This window comes from Serratia sp. N21D137 (assembly GCF_047530005.1).
Taxonomy (GTDB): Bacteria; Pseudomonadota; Gammaproteobacteria; order Enterobacterales; family Enterobacteriaceae; genus Chania; species Chania fonticola_B.
The window spans coordinates 19745-40448 of record NZ_JBLJAJ010000023.1; the positions used below are offsets into that span (position 1 = coordinate 19745).

The 20704-nt window shown below is 51.9% G+C and carries 22 protein-coding genes; all 22 read left to right on the top strand.

The genetic code is table 11. The features are described 5' to 3' along the window. The first annotated feature begins 5 nt into the window (after nucleotides 1–5). Nucleotides 6–1427: an anti-CBASS protein Acb1 family protein gene (locus ACMV5H_RS17555; protein ID WP_337050053.1), complete on the top strand. Its 1422-nt coding sequence runs from the start codon at nucleotides 6–8 to the stop codon at nucleotides 1425–1427. Further along, the gene (locus ACMV5H_RS17560) at nucleotides 1424–2245 is read left to right on the top strand and encodes a hypothetical protein (RefSeq protein WP_414822203.1); all 822 of its coding nucleotides are present in this window, start codon (nucleotides 1424–1426) and stop codon (nucleotides 2243–2245) included. The genes ACMV5H_RS17555 and ACMV5H_RS17560 overlap by 4 nt, the downstream gene beginning before the upstream one ends. A gap of 12 nt (nucleotides 2246–2257) precedes the next feature. After that, nucleotides 2258–3877 carry an NUDIX hydrolase gene (locus ACMV5H_RS17565; protein WP_414822204.1) on the top strand — a complete coding sequence of 540 codons (1620 nt, stop codon included), beginning with the start codon at nucleotides 2258–2260 and terminating at the stop codon, nucleotides 3875–3877. A gap of 15 nt (nucleotides 3878–3892) precedes the next feature. Next, nucleotides 3893–4753 (top strand): hypothetical protein, encoded by an 861-nt coding sequence (locus ACMV5H_RS17570; protein ID WP_414822205.1) that lies wholly within the window; start codon nucleotides 3893–3895, stop codon nucleotides 4751–4753. Between the two features lie 16 nt (nucleotides 4754–4769). After that, the gene (locus ACMV5H_RS17575) at nucleotides 4770–5801 is read left to right on the top strand and encodes a DUF2184 domain-containing protein (protein ID WP_414822206.1); all 1032 of its coding nucleotides are present in this window, start codon (nucleotides 4770–4772) and stop codon (nucleotides 5799–5801) included. Nucleotides 5802–5868: 67 nt separating this feature from the next. After that, nucleotides 5869–6351, top strand: coding sequence for a hypothetical protein (locus tag ACMV5H_RS17580; protein WP_414822207.1), 483 nt, complete (start codon nucleotides 5869–5871; stop codon nucleotides 6349–6351). Further along, nucleotides 6348–6776 carry a hypothetical protein gene (locus tag ACMV5H_RS17585; protein WP_074031902.1) on the top strand — a complete coding sequence of 143 codons (429 nt, stop codon included), beginning with the start codon at nucleotides 6348–6350 and terminating at the stop codon, nucleotides 6774–6776. Before ACMV5H_RS17580 ends, ACMV5H_RS17585 begins: the two co-directional genes overlap by 4 nt. After that, the gene (locus ACMV5H_RS17590) at nucleotides 6773–7207 is read left to right on the top strand and encodes a hypothetical protein (protein WP_414822208.1); all 435 of its coding nucleotides are present in this window, start codon (nucleotides 6773–6775) and stop codon (nucleotides 7205–7207) included. Before ACMV5H_RS17585 ends, ACMV5H_RS17590 begins: the two co-directional genes overlap by 4 nt. Beyond that, complete coding sequence (locus tag ACMV5H_RS17595; protein WP_414822209.1) at nucleotides 7191–8129, top strand: hypothetical protein; 939 nt, start codon at nucleotides 7191–7193, stop codon at nucleotides 8127–8129. Before ACMV5H_RS17590 ends, ACMV5H_RS17595 begins: the two co-directional genes overlap by 17 nt. A gap of 4 nt (nucleotides 8130–8133) precedes the next feature. Beyond that, entirely contained in the window at nucleotides 8134–9528 is a 1395-nt protein-coding gene (locus ACMV5H_RS17600; RefSeq protein WP_414822210.1) for a hypothetical protein, read from the top strand. A gap of 3 nt (nucleotides 9529–9531) precedes the next feature. Further along, complete coding sequence (locus tag ACMV5H_RS17605; protein WP_337050064.1) at nucleotides 9532–9969, top strand: hypothetical protein; 438 nt, start codon at nucleotides 9532–9534, stop codon at nucleotides 9967–9969. Further along, entirely contained in the window at nucleotides 9969–10565 is a 597-nt protein-coding gene (locus tag ACMV5H_RS17610; protein WP_414822211.1) for a hypothetical protein, read from the top strand. Before ACMV5H_RS17605 ends, ACMV5H_RS17610 begins: the two co-directional genes overlap by 1 nt. Before the next feature lie 123 nt (nucleotides 10566–10688). After that, nucleotides 10689–12710, top strand: a complete 2022-nt coding sequence (locus ACMV5H_RS17615) for a lytic transglycosylase domain-containing protein (RefSeq protein ID WP_414822212.1) — start codon at nucleotides 10689–10691, stop codon at nucleotides 12708–12710. Then, entirely contained in the window at nucleotides 12710–13426 is a 717-nt protein-coding gene (locus ACMV5H_RS17620) for a hypothetical protein (RefSeq protein WP_414822213.1), read from the top strand. The genes ACMV5H_RS17615 and ACMV5H_RS17620 overlap by 1 nt, the downstream gene beginning before the upstream one ends. After that, complete coding sequence (locus ACMV5H_RS17625) at nucleotides 13423–13698, top strand: hypothetical protein (protein WP_414822214.1); 276 nt, start codon at nucleotides 13423–13425, stop codon at nucleotides 13696–13698. Before ACMV5H_RS17620 ends, ACMV5H_RS17625 begins: the two co-directional genes overlap by 4 nt. Then, nucleotides 13698–14741, top strand: a complete 1044-nt coding sequence (locus ACMV5H_RS17630; protein ID WP_414822215.1) for a hypothetical protein — start codon at nucleotides 13698–13700, stop codon at nucleotides 14739–14741. Before ACMV5H_RS17625 ends, ACMV5H_RS17630 begins: the two co-directional genes overlap by 1 nt. Next, a complete protein-coding gene (locus tag ACMV5H_RS17635) occupies nucleotides 14738–15454 on the top strand; it encodes a hypothetical protein (RefSeq protein ID WP_414822216.1) in 717 nt (238 codons plus the stop codon). Before ACMV5H_RS17630 ends, ACMV5H_RS17635 begins: the two co-directional genes overlap by 4 nt. Continuing rightward, nucleotides 15451–15783, top strand: a complete 333-nt coding sequence (locus tag ACMV5H_RS17640) for a hypothetical protein (RefSeq protein WP_414822217.1) — start codon at nucleotides 15451–15453, stop codon at nucleotides 15781–15783. Before ACMV5H_RS17635 ends, ACMV5H_RS17640 begins: the two co-directional genes overlap by 4 nt. After that, nucleotides 15780–17006, top strand: coding sequence for a baseplate J/gp47 family protein (locus tag ACMV5H_RS17645; protein WP_414822218.1), 1227 nt, complete (start codon nucleotides 15780–15782; stop codon nucleotides 17004–17006). The genes ACMV5H_RS17640 and ACMV5H_RS17645 overlap by 4 nt, the downstream gene beginning before the upstream one ends. Continuing rightward, a complete protein-coding gene (locus ACMV5H_RS17650) occupies nucleotides 16990–17667 on the top strand; it encodes a hypothetical protein (RefSeq protein ID WP_414822219.1) in 678 nt (225 codons plus the stop codon). The genes ACMV5H_RS17645 and ACMV5H_RS17650 overlap by 17 nt, the downstream gene beginning before the upstream one ends. A 146-nt stretch (nucleotides 17668–17813) precedes the next feature. Next, entirely contained in the window at nucleotides 17814–19631 is a 1818-nt protein-coding gene (locus ACMV5H_RS17655; protein ID WP_414822220.1) for a hypothetical protein, read from the top strand. 1 nt (nucleotide 19632) lies between these two features. Further along, nucleotides 19633–20559: a hypothetical protein gene (locus ACMV5H_RS17660; RefSeq protein ID WP_414822221.1), complete on the top strand. Its 927-nt coding sequence runs from the start codon at nucleotides 19633–19635 to the stop codon at nucleotides 20557–20559. Nucleotides 20560–20704 lie beyond the last annotated feature (145 nt).

A 20704-nucleotide genomic window follows, 5' to 3' on the forward strand; every position in this document is an offset into this window, starting at 1 on the left:
AACCAATGAACGAAGATGATTTCGAAATCGGCAGCTGCTCTCATTCAGAGTTGATGGCATTGCTGGACAGCGATGATATCCAGCCAGGATCCTCGGCGGGCTATCAGACCTGCAAAACGGTCTACCTCTACCACCCGCTGGGCGGCAAGATGGTGGATCGCCCCATTAAGATGGCGATGAACGAACCGCGCACCGTGCATATTGCTCAGTCTTATGGCCTTGAGCAGCGCCTGCGGGATGCGTTCGAGCGCGAATGGAAGGCGCTTGGCGCAAACCAGCATATTGCTAACGCTGCCCGCATTGCCCGAATTTACGGTGTGTCGGCAGTGGCTATGCTGGTGGACAACCAGGAGCCTAACGAATCGCTCGATTACCGCACGCTGTACAAGCACAGCGTCAGTTTCAATATTCTGGACCCGCTCAACACGGCGGGCAGCATTGTATTGAATCAGGATCCGAATGCTCATGACTTCCAGAAAGTCGATGGCATCCGGGTTGCTGGCAAGCCGTATCACAAATCGCGCTGTGTCGTTGTGCAGAACGAGGATCCAATTTATCTAGCGTACAACCCCGCGGCGTTCGGTTTTTCCGGGCGCAGCGTTTACCAGCGCGCCCTGTACCCGCTGAAATCCTTCATTCAGACCATGCGCACCGACGACATGGTGGCGGTGAAGGGCGGACTGCTGGTGACAAAGATTCAGGGGCCCAGCTCGGTAGTCAACAACATGATGCAGAAGCTGAGTGGCATTAAGCGCATGATGCTGAAAAGGGGTAAGACGGGGGAGGTTCTGCAAATAGGTGACAAAGATAGTATCGAGTCAATCGACCTGAGCAACCTGGAAAAGCCTCTCGACTCTGCCCGTAAGCACATTCTGGAGAACGTGGCCGCCGCCGCCGACATGCCGGCGATCATCCTGAACTCAGAAACGTTTGCTCAGGGGTTTGGTGAGGGTACAGAGGATGCGAGGTCGGTTGCAGTGTACATCGACAACATCCGCGAATGGCTTGATCAGCTTTATGCATTCTTTATTCGCGTATGCCAGTACAGGGCGTGGAGTATTGAGTTCTTCCAGTCGCTGCGCGCTGACTTCCCTGAGCTGAAAAACACCTACAGCCTGTATTTCTCGATGTGGATAAATAACTTCGAGTACCGCTGGCCGTCCTCCCTCAAGGAGCCGGAGAGCGAAAAGGTGAAAGTAGATGAAACGCGGTTTAAGGCCATCGTCAGCATGCTGGAAGTGGTTCTGCCGCAACTCACGGCTGATCCGGAGAATCGGGCAACGCTGATCGAGTGGGCGTGTGAAAACGCCAACGCCAACGAGAACCTCTTCCCTCAGCGGCTTAACCTCGATTACATCTCGCTAAAAGAAAATCCGCCGCCAGAGCCTCCAAAGGCTGAAGAGCCGGGCGGAGGGATGATGCTATGAACACGTTCACGCGAACCGTGAGAGAGGCGGTAAGGTTCTTTCTTCGCAATGGCTACACGTCTCGCGAGGAGCTTGAGCGCTGGCAGAGCATTATCAGGCAGGCGGCGGAGAGCGAAACCGCTAACGACTATATGGCGATGGTTTCCCGCAACCTGACGCACGCCTATGACCTGCAGGTTGGTCGCGCTGGCGCGCTGAAACGTCACCAGGGGATATCCCGGTTTACGCTCAACTACCTTGAGCCGAAGCTGAGGACTGAACTCGACAGACGGATCCTGGCCAGTGCCGACCTTATCCAGCTCAACCGCAAGAAAGCCATCGACACAACGTTGTCGCGTTTTAGCGGCTGGGCCAGCAGCATTCCTTCCGCCGACAGCATCGCGCTGACCGGCATTCAGGGAACGATGCGGGAGACGGCTGCGCACATTCAGAAGGCCGCCGAGAAGGTGGACTATGAAGCGCGCAGGGTCATGATCGACCAGAACCATAAACTGATAGCCAACATTGACAACGTGATCGCAACGAGCAACAACGCGATTGCAGCGATTTGGCACAGCCACTGGCGCAGGGCTGGGTATGACTACCGAGAGGACCACAAGGAGCGCGATCAACTGTTCTACCTGATCCGCGGTAACTGGGCGCAAAAAAACGGCTATGTAAAAGCTGGGCCTGCTGGGTATCTCGATGAAATCACCCAGCCTGGTGAAGAGGTTTTTTGCCAGTGCTATGTGACCTACATCTACAACATCCGCAGTATTCCTGAATACATGCTGACCCAAAAGGGGCAGAAGTTCATGGAGTCAATGAAAGCAGCATAGGAGCATTAAAACGTGGCTATTTTTGGCAGCGGGATAATGTTCCGTCAGGGTAAGTTCGTCTTCCTGATCCAGCGCTCTGATGATGGAACGTGGTGTCAACCTGGCGGCAAGGTCGAACCGGGCGAGCTCGCTATTGATGCTGCGCGCCGCGAGGTGCTGGAGGAGGTGGGGTATCAGTACGATGGCCCGCTGAATCCGCACAGCGTCTACGGTGATTACCTGACGTTTCGCGCTGAGGTGCCGGAGCAGTTCGAAGCGAAGCTAAACGACGAGTCGCTGGCCGCCGGGTGGTTCCATATTGACGATCTGCCAAAGCCGCTTCATCAGCCTTTTGCTGAGATGTTGGCGCAGCAGGCGCTCAATGAAACCGACGTGGCCGCGCTCATCGCTGATGGGACATTAAGCAGCCCGCAATACTTTATCAACATGTGGATGTTCGCCATCCGGGTGACCGGAACGGGGGTTACCTGGCGCTCTGCAGATCAACAGATGGCATTCCGTAACCCGGATGACTATCTCACACCTGAGTTTCTCCAGCGCGTTGCCGGTGTACCGCTTATCTGGCTACACCCGGAGAAAAACAAGCTCGATAGCGATGAATTTGCGAAGCGTGTTATCGGCACCCTGACGAACAGTTGGGTTGCTGATAATGGTGAGGTGTGGGCAATTGCCCGAGTGTACGACGCCGAAGCCGCCGGAATTATGGCGACCAGGCAGTTAAGCACCTCGCCAACCGTCACGTACAGCGAAATGCAGGACTCAATCATCAAAATCGACGGTCAGCCTCTATTGGTGGAAGGTTCCCCGGTATTGCTCGACCACGTTGCAATTTGTGAACAGGGCGTATGGGACAAACTCCTTGCCCCTACTGGTGTTAAATCTGATTCCATACCAAATGAGGCAGAAAAGATGGACGAGGAAAAAATCGTAGCGCTTATCAATAAAGCGATCGATGCCCGCATGGCAAAAGCTGATTCCGAGGCAAAAGAGGCCAAGGAAAAAGCGGATGCCGAAGAGGCGGCCAAGAAAGAAAAGGCTGATGCAGAGTCGACAGCGGCAGAAGAAGCGAAAGCCAAAGCAGACGCGGAAGAGAAGACCGCCAAGGAAAAAGCTGACGCTGAGGCCAAAGAAAAGGCCGATGCTGATGAGGCTGAGCGTATGGCAAAAGAAAAGGCAGATTCTCAACTGCGTCAGGAAATTGCTGATTTGCGCTCACGCATTCCAACCGATCTGAGCGACGAAGAACGCAACGAAGTTGCTGACGCGCAGGTCAAGGCAGACAGCGTATTCTCCAGCTTTGGCAAACGCGCCCCGGTCCCGCTGTCAGGCGAAAAGCCGCTGGCATACCGGCGCCGTCTGATGATCCAATTGCAGGAGCATTCACCGGACTTCAAAACCGTTGACCTGTCATCAATCGCTGATCCCGCGCTCCTAGGGTTTGCTGAAAAGCAGATTTATGCCGACGCGCAAAAATCTGCAAGCTTGTCTGTCGGCCCTGGCATGCTGCGTGAAATCAAACGAGCTGATGCGACCGGTCGCCAGATCAGCACCTTCGAAGGCGATCCCGCTGCTACCTGGGCTCCGTTCCAGTCAGGTAAGCGTCAGGTCACCAGTTTCAACAACCAGGCTTAATGGGAGCTCTAAAGCATGGCTAATTTATCTCTTAACCCGATGGCAACCACGAACGCGCTGGGTTCCTTCGGTGTGCAATCCGACGGTTATATCCAGGGCATTGCTCTGGATGACCCGGCTAACCGCTTTAACCTGGCCGCGGGTACCGTGGCGGCAACGGAAACCAAACCTCTGTGGGGCGGCCTGCCGGTGGCTGAACTTCTGTCAGGCACGCAGTCTAGTCCGCGTGGTTCATATATCCGCCGGGCTGTGTCCGTGGCGGAGTTGGAAGGTTTCACCGTGTTTAACCAGGCGCATAATGGCCTGACCACCCCACAGTCACCAGTACCGCTGTATGCATCAGGCATGAGCGTTTCGTATTATCGCCTCGGTTCCAACATGCGCGTTCCACTGAAAGCCTCTGCGCAGGTTGTTGCCCTAGGCACCTCCGGGGCATCCGTGAAAACGGCGCTGGCCTGGGACTTCGTGAACAACCAGATCACCACTGCGTCTGCGGCCGGTTTTGCGGGTGCTGATATTGCGACTACCGCAGTGAGTTTTGCTTCTGGCGTGGCAACGGCAACGACCGCAACAGCACACGGCCTGAGCGCTGGCCAGTATGTGAAAATCAGCGGCGTAACGCCTGCCGCGTACAACGGCACCGTTGTTGTGCTCTCCGTTCCAAGCTCAACCACTTTCACCTACGCTCCGGTGACAGCACCTAGTGGCGCAGCGACCACGCAGGGCAACATCGGTGCAGTAACACTTTCCGACATCACGCTGCCGGTAAAAGTGATCGCCATCGAATCAGGAAACTCCAAAACTGTCAGCTATGACAGTGCGACAGGCTTCCTGACCTGGAATAACACCGACAGCTGTGCGCTGGTCTTACTTTAATCGGGAGCTGAATTAAATGGCTGCAATTACCCCCAGCTACACCATCGTCAATCCGTCGTATATTGCGCCGGAGATGATCCTCGGTTACCAGCAGGCGTCAGGTGCGTTTGAAACCATCGCCAGCGGTAACCCACAAGTTCGACTCGGCGTAGGCGACCAGTACGTCTATATGCGTCGCCTGGATATTCGTACCCAGGTAACCTCCAGCCAGTCAGGTAACGGCAACCAGTTGCCGAGCGTCGCGATGGACGCGAAGATGATCTCCACCCCTACCTACCTGTTCCGTTGCCGTGGTATTTACGACCATCACGATATGGCGGCTGCCGGTAACTGGAATTTCGCACTCCCAGAGGCTCAGCGCCTGGGTATGCGTCAAGGCATCTTCCAGCAGCTCCGCTCTGCTCTGCTGTACGGCATGAACCCGGCGGGTGGGGAGGGACTGCTGAACACCGCGGGTGCGACCACCGAGTCTCTGCCGCCGGACAGCAACAATAACACCACCGTGCTGACCTATGATCACGGTCAGATGGCTGTGTATCTGCTGGGCCATGTTCAGGCGGCCCTAACCCGTACCATGCAACTGGGTCGCCAACTGCGTGTGGTTATCCTTGGTCCTCAGCGTATCTTGGGTGCAATGGAGATCCAGCAAATCGTCCAACTGACGTCTTACCAGCGACCTGGCGGCGGTACTGATACCGTCGGCGGCACTGTGAAAGAAGTGCTGAAGGGTGCAAACATCCAGGTTGACTGGGTGTATGACGACACCCTAATCGGTGCTGGCGCAGGGGGTACCGATGCGGTGGTTATCACTATCCCGGAGGTTGAGGTGCCAATGGTTAACCCGACCATTAACACCAACGAATTCGCCAAGTTGACCCCGTCTCTTGCTGCGAATGCCCTGATGTTCTGCGACATGGCCGCGCCTCGTGAAATCCCGACACCGATTGCTGGTGGTGCGATTGATGTTCTGTCTGAAATGCGTTCTACCGCAGGCTGGGCAGTGCGTCCTGAAGCCATCACCATCCTGTCCATGAAGTACACCGACTGATCCGCTCCTGTCGTTGTTAAGCCTCTGCCGGGGAAACTCTGCAGGGGCTTTTTTTATGAGGTAACCAATGAAACTCTTTATCGCCAATACCACCAAACAACGCCAAATCTTTGCCTACCGCAAGCTTGAGACTGGTCGCCTTGTTCAGATCCCGATTAAACACGGTGAGCAGATGATGGTGCTCGACGGCTCCACCGAAGAGGTTGATTCAGTTATTGAGCATCACCAGGTATATGGGCTGATCGACTCGACGAAAATCGACCAGAGCCAGGCATTTGTCGGCCTTTGCTACAGCATCAATAAGCCAGTTTCAGCATCGGTGATCGAAAAGACTATCCGCGATAACGATATCCACATGACACGTGGCGCGCACAACCGTCGCCAGGCGTCCGTGGCTGCGCTTGACAGCTCGTTACGCGAAAGCGGTACCGGCTATTCCGGTGAAATGGAAGTCAGCGCAGAGCAGGCAAAGGGCCGCGATGACAACTCAGAGGCGGACATGGTTAACGAAACCATCGTGACTGAAAAATCCGGGAGCAAGAAAAAATGATAACGAGCCTGTCGGGATTTATTGAATTCGTTCGAACTGACATGAAGGTAACCGCTGAGCAGGTTCCCGACGACTCGCCGTCATTTTCCCTGGCTTATGGCGGCGCGATTGAATGGGTTAACCAGGATATCGCGTGCGTCATGCCGAACCTCTATACCGTGGCTGTTTACAACCTCGGGGCATCGTTCCTGATCAACTACGGCACTGAGTCAGTGCTTGCTGAATTCAGGAAAGAATTTGGGCTTAATGATTTCAAGGCTGGCGTGATAACCGGAGCCGGGGACAACGCAACCAGTGCGCAGCGTCTGGTTCCTGACTTCTTCAAGGAGTTGTCTCTTGCTGACCTTCAGATGCTTCAGGACCCGTGGGGGCGTCGCTACCTGATGATTGCCCAGCAGTTTGGCAGCTTGTGGGGGTTGTCATGATCACCTTCCATCTGGGAGTTATCGATATTCCTTACGGGGATGAGAACACTACAACCGGGGACGTTGCTGAAAATCTGGAGGAAAAATACCAGATCATGCAGACCTTCTTCGATAGGTATGGCAATGACATTGCCGACCTGATGAGCAAAGATCTCGCCGCAAATCTCGAAAACATGTTGGCTGGCGCACCACCAGGAAATGATCCATTCGCTGAGTCAATGTCTCGTATCCATGATCTGTTTGTCGGCTTCCTCGATAACTGTGAAATGAACGGGCTGCCTGGGGTGCCTACGCTTCGGGCGATGAAAGGAATTTCTAAGCGCTTCAAAAAAAGGAATGGCCCCCCGAGACCTTCTTTCATTGACACGGGAACCTATCAGGCGGCGATGCGCGCCTGGGTAAGTGGGGTGTTAAATGCCTTCCCTAAGTGAACTGCAGCAGAATGCGAAAACCGAGCTTAACGCCACGCTGACACAGGGTCTTGACGACCTTAGCCGCTTTCAGGTGGTCACCTTCACGAAGTACATCAGGAAAGTGCTTCCGCTGGATGGCTTCGTGTTTTGGGTAAAGGCGTCGATTGCCGATGATCCGGGCAGTGAACCTGATACCAAGAACGTAAAAGGCTACCTGCACCTGACAACGGAAAGCATTCAGGATGAGGGGCAGCTCTACGACAAAAACGTGGTGACGTTTACCGCACAGGCCGATATTGACCCCTTCAATGACATTGGATCCGAGGTGCTCTACATCGGCGAATTCTACGGCATTCGGTTTGCGTTTTCCCGTCGTTCCGGGTTGAACGAACCTGCCAATATTTACCACTACACCGGACACGCCATTTACCCGCACATGATGTCACAGATCATCAATTCGCCGGACGATATCGATCTGGCGGATGTGGTGGTCTCCAGTTCGCTGCCGATCTGGCTGTCTTTGAACCAGTACATGCCGATGTTTCCGGCAATGCTGTCGTTGCAAAACCTAGCCCCGCCGTATGCCACGGTGAAATGCAGCGATCCGGTACCGGTCGCCGGTGCTTTTTATCTGGATGAAAAATCCAATCAGTACCAACTGGTTTCCGAGGATGTGACGATTTCGGTCACTGGCCTGCGCAATGCATCCGTAGAGGATTTTCTCCGCTACGTTCAGCAATACACGCTCAGCGATGATGCTGAAATGGGCGTGATGAACATTCCGGTGGTGCAGGACGAGCGCGTGACTCAAAACGAGCTCAACATCATTGCCATGCGGAAGAAGATTAAATTTCGAGTCAATTACTATCAGCAGCGGATGAGGAATGTCGCCCGTCAGTTGATCACGTCTGCCATCCCGTCCATTTATGTGGAGAAATAATTAAATGGCCATTGTGAATATTAATGTATCGGTCACAAACCCACCGAAACCGAGCCAGTTGCTGAAATCCGGTGCGCTGGTCTCTGTTGGGGGGACGACTCTGGTACCAGGCAGCTATGAGCTGCTGACGTCAAAAGACGATTTAAAAACGATTGCCGCGCCAGCTAAATCAATCTCGGCTATCGCCTGGGCGACGAATACCGTGACGGTTACGTTATCTGAGGCGCATGGCTGGGCTAACGGGGACACGGTCCCTGTGTTGATTTCCGGCGTTTCGCCCGCAGGGTACAACGGTGCTCATACGGCAACGGTGACTGGCGACAAGGCGTTTACTTATGCGCTGAGCGCAGATCCAGGTACCGCAACAACGATGGGCACCGTGCTTTCGGTGGCGGCACTTGAAATCCAGCAGATGAATACGACCTACTGGGCGCAGGGAACCAGCCGCGCGGTTTTTGTGCTGGAGTTGGGTGAGCTGAGTGCGTCCGCTGCTGTCACGGCGTTGAGCGCTTTTATCGACGAAGATATTTCGCTGGGCAACACCTATCAAAAATTCTTCTCCTACCTTGTTCCACGTGAATGGGACGCCGAGGCCACGTTCAAGACGTTGGCGAACAACTACACGTCGCCGGGCTCGCTGGTGAAGTTTTTTGTTACCACCACCATTGCTACCTATGAAGCGTGGGTGCTGGGGAAATACCCTAACGTTTTCGCGGGGGTTGAGGCTCCGGGGATTGGCGCTACCGAGTTCTCCATGGCAGCGCCGTTCCAGTCGTCGCTGGCCAACGATCCCAGTTCGTCGAACATGGTGCCGCCAATGGCGTACCGCTTCATGTATGGCGTCACGGATTACCCTCCATCGGGGAATGGAAAACTGCTGAAAGCCCTACAGGACAACAATATCAACTATATCGGCACGGCGGCGGAGGGGGGGCTGAGCAACAAGATGTTGGTCGCCGGCCATATGCTGGACGGCATGCCATTTAACTACTGGTATGCGGTGGCCTGGTGCGCCATCAACCTGGAGATGGACCTGGCGAATGAGGTCATCAACGGCTCTAACACCACCGTTAACCCGCTCTATTACGAGCCGCAGGGCATCGGTCGCTTGCAACGACGCGCACTTAAAACGCTTCGTTCAGGCATCAGTTACGGGCTCATCCTCGGCCAGGTTATTGATACGCAGCTCAATCAAGATGCCTTTAACGAACAATATGAAAAAGGCGCTTATGCTGGCAGCGCAGTCATCAACGCCGTGCCGTTCGCCAACTACACCAGCCTGAACCCTTCTGATTACGCGGATGGGAAATATAGCGGTCTGAGTGCGATTGTCACGCCGAAACGTGGTTTTGAGTCTATCACCTTCAATCTGAACGTAACCAACTTTGTGGGGGCGTAATAAATGCCAAATCCATTAGTACCGCAGGGGTTTCTTAACCGCGTCAGGGGCGCGGTTAGCATTACCGACAACCCGGCACTTAACGTCACCGCGTCATTCCTGGGAAAAGAGGGGATCAGCATGCGGCCGGATTCCGCCGCTACAGACATCATCCAAACCATGACGGGTACCGTTGGCAGCCAGGCACCTTACCAGCAAGTGACCTTGACGGTGCACCTGCTGAAAACGCAGGGGCTAGCTGCCAGCTATCAGCGGCAGTTTGCCTCTGATACGGCACTTGGCGAGATCGTGGTCACGCCTGACGCGACCCCTTTTGGCAACTACACCATTCTTAACTGCTACCTGGTGAATTTTAACGAAATCACCCTCAACGGTACGGATGCGGGCTTTGTTGCGACAATTTCCGGCTACCTCACCACCAACGACAAGATGTGGGATTGATGGGTATGAAAATTGATAAAAAACTGAATTTCGTCAGCACGATCACGCGCGACGATGGCTCGCTGGTCTACCTGCACGTTGTGCCGTTTCCCTACGAGGTGGTGCAGGAAAACTGCGTGCTGCTGGGGAATATGTTCCACAACTTCTTCACGTCGGTGGGAATGACCGGTGCCCCACGCGTGGCCGCTATGATGTTGCGAAATATTCTCAAGGCGCGACAAGATGTCGAAGGTGCCCAGACGGGTACGCCGCCCACGCCTACCCTTGTCGATGATATCCAACGCCTGACCACGGTGATTTTCAGCGATAACGGCGTATGGCGCTCTATCCCGCTGGAGGTGGCGTTCAAGCAGGCGATCATTTCTTCAGACGAATACCGCGAGGTCGAGGGTGAAGTGGTGTTTTTTATGGTCTCCTCTGCCATTCAGAAAGCCAACTTAATCGGCCCGACAGTGGGGAGAGCGCTCGAAATGTACAGTGGGCAACTCGTCTCATCGAGCGCTATGGCGTTTCGCGATTCTTTACCGACGTCGAAGACGGATACCGATACCCCGATCCCGCCAGCCCCGCAGGAACTGTCGTTCATTCCCTCCTGACCTGGGCCTCCTGTGAAGGGTTCAGCGAACTCTGTCGGGAGCTGGAGTGCGGCGAATACAAAAGCCCGCTCCATTTCCGGCAGCGGTTCATTCTGGAAGAAATAAGACAGAAGGGCTATTTCAATGGCAGCTAAATCCGTTGTTGAAATTGATGTTCAGGACGAGAAATTTCAGACGTTCCTCGAAAAATTCAATGAGTACCAGAAGGCGCTCGATGGCTTACCTGAACAATGGCGGGGAGCGGCTCAGGGGATCGGCGACTCGGCCAAGCAGACTGACAAGGTACTGGGCAGCACGGAGGCGATCGCCCAGTCTTTCACTGATGGCGTTGCCGCCATTGCCTCGATCAATGATGGTCTTGATCGACTGAATGGCAACCTTGAGAGAGCCAATAAAACACAATCTGAATTTAACAAAAAAACCAGCGGTGCCCGAAAATTTCTAAACAAGGCCAGCAAGGATGCCAAGGATCTGGCCGGTCACATTAAAAATGCCACGACCAGCCTGCTTTCATGGGGGGCCGTGATGGGGTTGTTTTCCGGTCTTGCGGGGGCGGGTGGCTTGTGGGGAATGAGTCGCCTGGCTAGTTCTGCATCGTCGCAGCGCTTCACTGCAATGGGGCTGGGAACGACTGCTGGCGGCCTTAATTCGAGTGCGGTGAATTACCAGAAGGTACTTGGAAATCCCGTTGGGACGATGGGTGCGATTCGTGATGGTCAATTGGATCTGAGCAAGCGCTGGCAGTTTAAGGCGATGGGGATTGATAACCCCGATCAGGACCCGGCGGCGTTATTGCCGCAAATGATTAAAAGCGCCCGCGATATTTTTACACGTAACGGAGGTTCGCTGCAGGGGGCTGAAGCTTACGGACTGACCAACTATTTCACGCTCGACGATCTGAATCGCTTTAAAAATATGAGCGATGCTGAAATCGATGCGATGACCAAGCAGGCGCAGAAGGATACGCAGCGCCTGCAACTTAGCGACCAGCAATTAAAGCAATGGCAGGATTTCAATATTCAGCTGGATCGCAGCAAGATTAGCATCGAGAACACCTTTATTCGTGGGCTGGCTCCGTTGGCACCTGAATTGGGGAGATTGTCTGATGCCTTCTCCGAGGCCGTGGAGACGGTACTTAAATCGCCGGAGTTGGGTAGGTGGATAGATGGGCTGGCGGATGGGATCCGCAAGTTCGGTAATTACCTGGTATCACCTGATTTCAAAAATGACGTTGTGTCGTTTATGACCGGCGTTGAGCGGTTGGCGCAGGTTATTGGCAAAGTGATTGACTGGATTACCGGAAAAACCAAGATCACGCTGGATGATGTGAAAGCCAACTCTTCCATGCTCAGCGACGAGAAGCGGACGGATCCGCAGACCGGACAGAGCTACACGCCAGGTACCGATGATGATCCGCGCGTATGGGGATGGTTAAAGGGGGTTAAGGGCTTCTTTTCCAGTGAAGGCGGCCAATCTGCCGTTGATGATAAAGGCCCTTGGTGGAGATTACACGCTGGTAATGATGGGATTTTAAATAACAAATGGAATCAACCAGAACAACACGCCCAATCCACCAAAAAGCGGGCCTCAGGCGCTGCCCCCTCTGATTACGATGAATATTTTGAAGAGGCGGCAAAAAAATACGACTTAGATGCCAAGTTGTTGAAATCCGTGGCAGGTGCCGAGTCTTCATGGAATAAAAATGCAGTGAGCACGGCAGGTGCTCAGGGATTGATGCAGGTGATGCCCTTCAACTTTAAAACCGGTGAGGATCCCTATAACCCCCGCGACAACATTATGGCCGGTGCCAGGGTAATGAAGTGGGCTAAAAACCAGGCTGGCGGTGATATTGAGGAAATGTTGCGTTGGTATAATGGCGGTAAGAATCGCGGCAGCAAGGAGAATCGCGAATATCCCGGACGAGTGAAAGAGCAATTCTTAAAACTCTATGGACCAGGCGCTCCTGGATCTACCCAAAGCAATCCTCAGCAGCAACTCACTCAGCAGTCTTCCAATAAAACCGATCAGATATTACAGCAGATCTTGGATAACCAGCGCAGGGGCGGCAGTTCTGGTGTGGTGGTATACAACAATACCGGCGGCAGCGCGATTATCTCGAGCACGCAACTCGGAGGATTTGGTTAATGGCATTTACTCGCGAGCTCTACAAATTAGGGTTTGAAATCTCCCCTGTCATCCTTTGTGACGGTATTGCGCAGAGTATCCCAGGGGGGATGCTGCCAATCGTCGCATTAACGCAAAGTGCCAGTTATGTCAGCAGCCTGATGGGCGGGTCGATGAATCTGACCGACCTGGATAAATATTTTTGCCACTGGCGCGCTGCTCAGGGGGGTACCATGATCGATTACGATATCGGTCGGTACCCCTTCGCTAATCAGGCCGTCGCGGCCAATGCGTTACTGGCTCAGCCGTTGCGTATTCCCATGTTGATGGATGCACCAGTGAATGATAATACCGGTGCACTGACAAAACTCGTCACGCTCAGCGCGTTACAGGCGGTATTGCAGGCGCATGCCAATCTCGGCGGCACGTTCGTGGTGGCCACGCCGGGGCTGATTTACAGCGGGTGCATACTGCGCACAGTTCGCGATGTCACCGGAACAAACGAGCCGCTGCCTCAGCGCCAGTGGTTGTGGGATTTTGAACAGCCGCTGATCACCGAAAGCGGAGCTGAGCAGGCGATCAACAGCTATTTAAGCAAGATTGATAACGGCGATAAAACCACAGAAAGCGCCTGGACCAATACGGTATCCGCGCTCGGGAATACGTCACTGGGCAGCAGCGTTTCAGATGCAGTTACCGGGCTTATCGGTAAATTAAGTGGGGCGTTTAATTTATGAGCACAACACTTTATCCATTTTCCGGGAATGAGCAGAAGAGCATGATTTTTACTCCTATGCTTGATGGTGAGGTATATAACTGCCAGACAAAATGGAATCTTGCTGCGCAGCGCTGGTATCTGAATGTTACGGATAACTCAGGAAATCGCCTGTTAACCACGCCAATGATAGAATCACCGATTGGATACGATATTAATCTACTTGTCGGTGCATTCGCAGCAACGAAAATGGTGTGGCGATATTTGTCGGGGCAAATAGAGGTAATCAACTGATGCGTTTTTATGATATTCAGATATTTACCCCAACCGATAAAAACGGTAACCCCGGAAAACTCTTTAAGCAATATTCCAGTCTGAAAAATGGTGTATTCAATCCTGGAAATTTAATGATCGAGTTTGATATTCAACGCTTTGGTGAATCTACGCCGATGGGGCAAAGCTGCATCACCATTTGGGGGATAGGTCCTAAAGATATGCAGCAGGCCAGACAGAATATGTTTGGCATGGCGATAAAAATGTGGGTAGGCATGTCGAAGGGGTTACCGCTGGCGAAGCCCGCACAGCAAGGACTGGTGCTAGAGGGGACAATTTGGCAAGTTCTGGGTAACTGGCAAGGTACCGAACTAAGGACAGACCTCATTGTTACGGCGGGGGCGGTATCTGCGGTTAATCCAGCGCCATTGGCACCCATAAATTTAACGCTACCGTGGAATAAGGGGATCAAACTGTCCGTCGCGCTGACTAGGTGTTTTCAGAATATGGGCGGAGCTTATCGTTACTCGATAAGCATCAGTGATCGCCTGGTGAATAATTACGACAGCGACATGTTTTGTGGAAGCCTTTCAGAGCTGGCGACGAAATTAAAAGCATTGAGCAGAAATATTATAAAGGATGATAAATATTCCGGTGTTGAAATAACAGTGGTGAACGGTAAGGAGATCCGTGTTTTCGATAATGACTTTGAAAACCATATCGACAAGGAGTCAAATAAAAGTGCCAGTTACCGCAACCAAAATCCGACACAAATAGCATTTACTGATCTGGTCGGTCAACCGACGTGGGTGCAGTTTGGCACGGTCAGTATTCCCTGCGTCATGCGCAGCGACATTCAGGTGGGGGATTATATTAGGATGCCTGAAAAGCTGCGACCGATGGTACAAGCCTCATCCTATTCCCAATTTCGTGATGACGCCGCTTTTACCGGTGACTTTCTGGTTTCTTCTGTGAGGCTTCTCGGTAACAGCCGGCAGCCGGACGCCAATAGCTGGGTTACTGTATTAGAGGCGCATCCAACCGGAGGGATGGCAGCAACATGAGCATTGATAAAAAGCTGAATTTTGGCGGCAACATGCATCGGTTCGCTGACCAAAAAATCGCGGATGCCATGCAGATGGCTGGCAAGGTGCTGCCTGCATCTGTAGTGAGCCGATCAGGTAACATGGTCACACTGTCGTTCCTGCTTCGCGATATACCGTATATGTTGCCGCAGATCACCATTCCCTTGTTCGGCCCGCAGTATATCCGCTACCCCATGCAACCGGGTGACCGGGGGATCGTCATCCCCGCGGATACCTACCTGGGCGGTGCAAGCGGGCTGGGCGGGGGTACCGCCGATCTCACTCCTCCGGCCAATCTCAGTGCGTTGGTATTTTTGCCTATCAGTCATACGGAATGGGAGGGCGTCGACCCGCAAGTGCTCACGCTGTATGGCCCGGAAGGCGTCACGATACGCGATGCAGGCAGTAAGACGACGTTCCTACTGACGCCCGAGAGCATCACGATTGCAACACCGGATCAGTTTAAGGTCACGGTTGGCAGTACCGTGTTGACGCTGACAAACGGCTCATGGTCGCTGACTGGCCAGAGCGGTACGCTTGCAGATGCCCAGGCCAGCACCAGCCCTGAAATCATGCATAAAGGCTGGCAGCAGTTGCTTACCTGGGTGAACTCCCATCAGCACAGTAATGGAAACGATGGGCAAAATACTGGGGGGCCAACGACACAATTCAACGGGAGCATTACCGAATGAGAACATACGGGCAAGATGAAACCGGTAAATGGGTAATGATCACCACCGACGCGAACGGTTTCAATGACGCGGTTTATCTCACTACGCTGGTTCAGAACCTCAAGCTAGCACCGCAGGAGTCACCCTTTTTTGCAAACCACGGCATTCCGGCAAACGGTTCGGTGATCCAGCAAATTATTCCCACGTTTTACGTAAACAGGCTGCAACAGCAGTTCAGTAGATATTTTTCCTCTCTCCAGATTGCACTTACCGAGGTTGACCCGCCAGTTTACAACATCTCGGCAATCACCAACTCAGGCTCGAAAATAGTGGCGCAGGTGTATGTATGAGTGATTTACCCGTTATTTACGATATTTCCGGCCCTGTGCCGAAAACAGCAGATGAGCTGAGACAACAGGTTATTGCTACAGCGGTTCAGCTCTCTCCCGGCATCACAACCGACTTGCCCGGCTCATTGATCGAGGACATGGTCAGTACCAGCGTCGGTGCGTTGCTGGTTTGCGATCAAGCGCGGGTCGATTTGATTAACTCGTGCAGCCCCTACGGCGCGAACGTCCACCTCCTGAAACAGCTTGGGGCCATGGCCGGTGTACAGCAAGGTGAGGGCACGAACACCTCGGTATATGTCGTATTTTCAGGGCCGCCGGGGTTTGGCATTCCGAAAGGGTTTACTGTCGGAGATGGCACCTATTTTTATACCGTAAGACGTGACGCGGCTATCCCCGCTAGTGGCCAGACGGAACCCTTGTATTGTGTGGCTACAACCGAGGGGACATGGCCGGTACCTGCTGGGACTGTTAACCAGGTGAAAACCTCTGTACCTGAAACGTACCAGGTGACCTGTACCAACTTGACGGCGGGGTTGCCGGGCGCTGATAAACAAGGCTACGCGTCTTATCGGTCGCAGGTTTTGCAGGCTGGCATGTTCGGCGTGCAGGGAACCCCAGATTGTTTAAGAGCAACCCTAAAGAAAGTCGAGGGTGTTCAGGAAAACCTGATTTCTTACCGACAGGCATCACTCGGTAAATGGGTGGTGGTCGTCGGTGGTGGCGATCCTTATGAGGTTGCCTACGCGATCTATAAAGCCGTGCCGGATATTTCTATCTTGACCAATGAGGTATCAAACCCATCAGGTGCTGAGGTAGAGAAAAAAACAATACCGATAACAGTTTATCCAGATGTTTACCGAGTGCCGTTTGTCGTGCCGTCATCGCAGAACGCGACGGTTCTGATAACGTGGAATTCGGCGTCCACGGCGTACATCGATCCAGCCGGAATAGAAAGTGCGGTGCAACAGAATATTGCCGATTATGTTAACGCAATCGCCGTTGGTCAGCCGATCAACATATACCAGATACAGGATATATTTCTGAGGTCGGTCGAGGGACTGGTGGCGGCGTCACTGGTTTCAATGATTCAGATCCAAATCGGGATTAATGGTGTAATCAAACCGCCTGAAGCAGACTCCAGCCTGGTTTATGGTGACACCTACGCCTATTTCTCCACCTCTGCATCAAAAATTCAGGTTAAGCAATATGGCAGCTCTAATTGATAACATTATCCCCGCTTACCCTTATACGCAGTACAACAGTGACCCCAACATCGTCGCATTTTTCACGGCTTATAACTCGCTTGCTCAGGAGTATCTTGACGAGCTCAATGCGCTGAATTTGCCGTGCTGGACATCCCCAACCATCACGGGTGAACTACTAGACTGGATCGCGTTAGGTATTTACGGGGAAGGGCGGCCATTACTGCAAATATCGGAGGATGCGATCGCCCGTGGTGCCTACAACACCATCGAGTACAACGCTATTCCTTATGCCGGACTCAAAAATTACGCCCCTGGCTCGGCTTCATACGTGTCCGATGATTATTTTAAACGGATCCTGACCTGGAATTTTTACAAAGGTGACGGATCGCACTTTTGTATCGACTGGCTCAAGCGTCGTGTTGCTCGGTTTATTCATGGTGCCAATGGAATAGATCCGCCTTTACAAGACACCTTCGATATCAGCGTGACAGCCAATAACGGCGTTTTCACTGTAAATATCCCCGATTATGGTGATGGCATCGGCTATTTTCTGAAGGATGCGATCAACCAGTCGTTGGTAAAACTGCCCTTTATATATAAATACGAAGTTGTAATTGCCCCGAGCTGGTGGTCAACGTTGGACATTGTCGTAACCAAAATCATGCCTATTAGTGAGTAATGCCGTCTCTTAAATGATACCGATAGCAAAAGGTCATGCATGAAAATGACAGTATAACTTATCACAGAAACCTGATTTAAGCGCAGCACCATCAACACTAAACAACACCCCATCCATAGTGCTGGGATTTTTTTTATGGGAAAATTATGCCAACACAAAATCCAGTACCGAGCAATTCGTTTGAAGACTTGCTGTTTAACACTGAAAAGTTTGATCAGGTGATGACTGGTGTATTGCTAACATACACAGATCGACTTGGCAATGTTCGTTACACCATTGCGGGATTAGAATCAAAGAATGATGATTTAATAGCCAGTCTTACAGAAAACTACGCCAATGTGGTTAATAATCTTGCTCCTCTCGGAAAGGTTTATAGCGATTTATCTTCAGCGAATGCGGCTATAGCATCAGGCGAGATAGCTAACGGAGTGATTTTTTTTATTCGTTCAGCAAGCAATAAATCAATTGCTGACGAATACCAAAATATTTCTGGTGTAGCTACTGCAACAGGGAAAGGTTATCCGAGCTCAGAGTCGCTAAATGAAATTACTAAATTGATTAATACCCAAAATTCAGAGAGCGTTGCATTTTCGTTTGAGGATCCTCTTGGTCGCAGTTGCGCCTTGATCTATGCAGATAGTAGATTTAAAATTCCTAGGTCTATATTGGATGAAGTTCAATCCGAGAAGTCATCAGATGGATGGGTTTTTTCAATAAGAGGTAGGGGCGGAGAAGTTTTAGCAGGGTTCAACGATCGCGGCGAGGCTGTCGGATTTTACACCCCACCCGTTGAAGCAAACGCACCAGCAGCCAGAAACGAATCATTATTTATAACGCCGAACAGTTTTGATGGTGCAACACAAACAGATCGAATAAAAGCTGCTCTGGATTTAATTGAATTTAACGGTGGTGGGACGCTGACGCTGGGCATCGATACTGTTACTGTGCCAAACACGAATACTTGGCTTATATCTGAGTCCTTGTTACTTCCTGACTATACGACATTGTACATCGATAACGCCAAGTTAAAGCTTCAGAATGGTGTGTTTGATAATATCATCCGTAACAAAGGCATTGTGGTTGATCCAGCCAATCCATATAGCTTAGCTTTGAAACTCAATGAGAATAGAGGGATAAAGATAAAAGGCAGTGGAAAAACAACTGCTTTTATAGAGGGTCCAGATATTCCATACGTAGCCCCGCATCCGGTCACTGGAGGAGCGCCGGTCGCGTGGGTAGGGGACGCATACGGATGGAGGACACTCGGCATCTTGCTTGCGAACACGAAAGATTACGAAATTTATAATTTTAAAATGCAAAAAACAACCTGCTGGGCCATTTCTCAAGAGCATGGCTGCGATGGAATGTATTTGCATGATCTTGACTTCAACACAACCGTTAAAAATGGGGACGGCATAGACTTCAGGAAAGGGTGTTCCAACGGTAGGGTTGAGAGAATAACGGGAACAACAGCTGATGATACGATAGCCATGACAGCGTTGCTGAACTTTATCGACACCTATCCATCAGGAAACTATATTTATCCGCTGCAAGTCGGTGGCGATAAGCCTAGTCCACTGGGTGACAATATTACTAATATTTCTATCTCTGGCGTATCAAGTAAGTCAGCGCATAATCAGGTGCGTATTTTGCCAACTGGCGGATCGGTGATTGATACTGTGAGCATTTCTAATATTGAAGACACTGCCGCAACGGGTGGGAGCCAAGTATTGGTTTCCACTTCCTCGTCATACGGCAGGCCTGCATACTTGACAGATATGCGGAATATTGTAGTGAACGGCATTAAATCTAATTTCTCTCAAAATCCGCTGACCATCAGTGGTCCATTGATTAATGCCAGATTCAACTTTATTCAACAGGCTAAAGCAGGCGGTAATCTTTACGTTCAAAGTTCCGCATTCCCGTATGTCAATGTTTCAATTACTAACGCAAAGGCTGTTTAACATGGCGACAAAAATAATTGCCTCAGGAACTGTTTTCACAAACTTTATCGGCGCCGATCGCCTGCTCGGCATGTACCCTGGTGCGGCCGCTGCTTACAGTTTGCGCCAGGTAGGTAGTGGTATTTATGCCGGGCCACTCGTCACCATTCGTCGATCTTCTGACAACTTAACCATGGACTTCTACGCTGTTAACAACGCCGTTAGCATCGATGACGTCAAACTGTTCGTTGGCAGCGGTGATGGTACAGTGGTTACACTCTATGACCAGACTGGCAACGGCTTACATGCAACGCAACCAACTGCCGGATTCCAGCCCAAAGTAATATCCGGTGGCACCCCGGTTCTTCTGAACGGTAAGCCATCAATCATGTTCGATGGTGTCGATGATTTCCTTTCTATTCCCCAGGCTCTGCCCCAGCAGTTCAAAGCGGCAAACGCAGAGCTCTCGATGTTCTTTGTTGCAGAAACAAAGACGACTGCATCGTTTACCGTTCTTTCAATGGCCGCCAGGGATTCGACGGTAGCGAATGATAACGATCTGCTGCTGTTCCAGTGCAATGGCCAGTATTCCGGAGTGAATGGAGGGGTGGGGATGTTCTTGCGTATTGTTCGAACATCAACAGCGATAAAATCTGTCGTATCACCGACAGCCCTGAAAACCGCGGGGCGGTCAGGCGGCCTGATCCGCTCGGGATTAACGGCCTTTGCTGTTGATGGCTCCGCGGTGGGAACTCCAGGTGATATGAATGCCATCGGAATGCATTTGGAGCAGGCGACGATTGGCGCTACACGTAGGGGGATAAACCCGGTGACAGAGGCATCCAACCCGAACAGCAAAATCGCTGAAATCATCATGTATCCGAGCGATAAGGGAGCGGTTAATCAGGGGGTCATCGGCAATATGGCAGACTACTACAGCACTATCTAACGCTTTACTTCCCTCTAAATCAATTCCCTATCATTCACCAGCCAAATCTATATTCACACGTAAAATAACTGTGTTTCTGATGGTTTTCTTGGTTGCGTGATGAAATTGGGGTGACCTTAACTAAATTAACCCCTGCAGTTGCGGG

Bases quoted from the DNA above. Each gene is read 5' to 3' on its own strand.
- ACMV5H_RS17635 (WP_414822216.1), top strand. From the start codon at position 14,738: ATGAGCATTGATAAAAAGCTGAATTTTGGCGGCAACATGCATCGGTTC.
- ACMV5H_RS17640 (WP_414822217.1), top strand. From the start codon at position 15,451: ATGAGAACATACGGGCAAGATGAAACCGGTAAATGGGTAATGATCACC.
- ACMV5H_RS17580 (WP_414822207.1), top strand. From the start codon at position 5,869: ATGAAACTCTTTATCGCCAATACCACCAAACAACGCCAAATCTTTGCC.
- ACMV5H_RS17585 (WP_074031902.1), top strand. From the start codon at position 6,348: ATGATAACGAGCCTGTCGGGATTTATTGAATTCGTTCGAACTGACATG.
- ACMV5H_RS17620 (WP_414822213.1), top strand. From the start codon at position 12,710: ATGGCATTTACTCGCGAGCTCTACAAATTAGGGTTTGAAATCTCCCCT.
- ACMV5H_RS17615 (WP_414822212.1), top strand. From the start codon at position 10,689: ATGGCAGCTAAATCCGTTGTTGAAATTGATGTTCAGGACGAGAAATTT.
- ACMV5H_RS17645 (WP_414822218.1), top strand. From the start codon at position 15,780: ATGAGTGATTTACCCGTTATTTACGATATTTCCGGCCCTGTGCCGAAA.
- ACMV5H_RS17555 (WP_337050053.1), top strand. From the start codon at position 6: ATGAACGAAGATGATTTCGAAATCGGCAGCTGCTCTCATTCAGAGTTG.
- ACMV5H_RS17600 (WP_414822210.1), top strand. From the start codon at position 8,134: ATGGCCATTGTGAATATTAATGTATCGGTCACAAACCCACCGAAACCG.
- ACMV5H_RS17595 (WP_414822209.1), top strand. From the start codon at position 7,191: ATGCCTTCCCTAAGTGAACTGCAGCAGAATGCGAAAACCGAGCTTAAC.
- ACMV5H_RS17605 (WP_337050064.1), top strand. From the start codon at position 9,532: ATGCCAAATCCATTAGTACCGCAGGGGTTTCTTAACCGCGTCAGGGGC.
- ACMV5H_RS17575 (WP_414822206.1), top strand. From the start codon at position 4,770: ATGGCTGCAATTACCCCCAGCTACACCATCGTCAATCCGTCGTATATT.
- ACMV5H_RS17590 (WP_414822208.1), top strand. From the start codon at position 6,773: ATGATCACCTTCCATCTGGGAGTTATCGATATTCCTTACGGGGATGAG.
- ACMV5H_RS17660 (WP_414822221.1), top strand. From the start codon at position 19,633: ATGGCGACAAAAATAATTGCCTCAGGAACTGTTTTCACAAACTTTATC.
- ACMV5H_RS17630 (WP_414822215.1), top strand. From the start codon at position 13,698: ATGCGTTTTTATGATATTCAGATATTTACCCCAACCGATAAAAACGGT.
- ACMV5H_RS17560 (WP_414822203.1), top strand. From the start codon at position 1,424: ATGAACACGTTCACGCGAACCGTGAGAGAGGCGGTAAGGTTCTTTCTT.
- ACMV5H_RS17655 (WP_414822220.1), top strand. From the start codon at position 17,814: ATGCCAACACAAAATCCAGTACCGAGCAATTCGTTTGAAGACTTGCTG.
- ACMV5H_RS17650 (WP_414822219.1), top strand. From the start codon at position 16,990: ATGGCAGCTCTAATTGATAACATTATCCCCGCTTACCCTTATACGCAG.
- ACMV5H_RS17625 (WP_414822214.1), top strand. From the start codon at position 13,423: ATGAGCACAACACTTTATCCATTTTCCGGGAATGAGCAGAAGAGCATG.
- ACMV5H_RS17570 (WP_414822205.1), top strand. From the start codon at position 3,893: ATGGCTAATTTATCTCTTAACCCGATGGCAACCACGAACGCGCTGGGT.
- ACMV5H_RS17610 (WP_414822211.1), top strand. From the start codon at position 9,969: ATGGGTATGAAAATTGATAAAAAACTGAATTTCGTCAGCACGATCACG.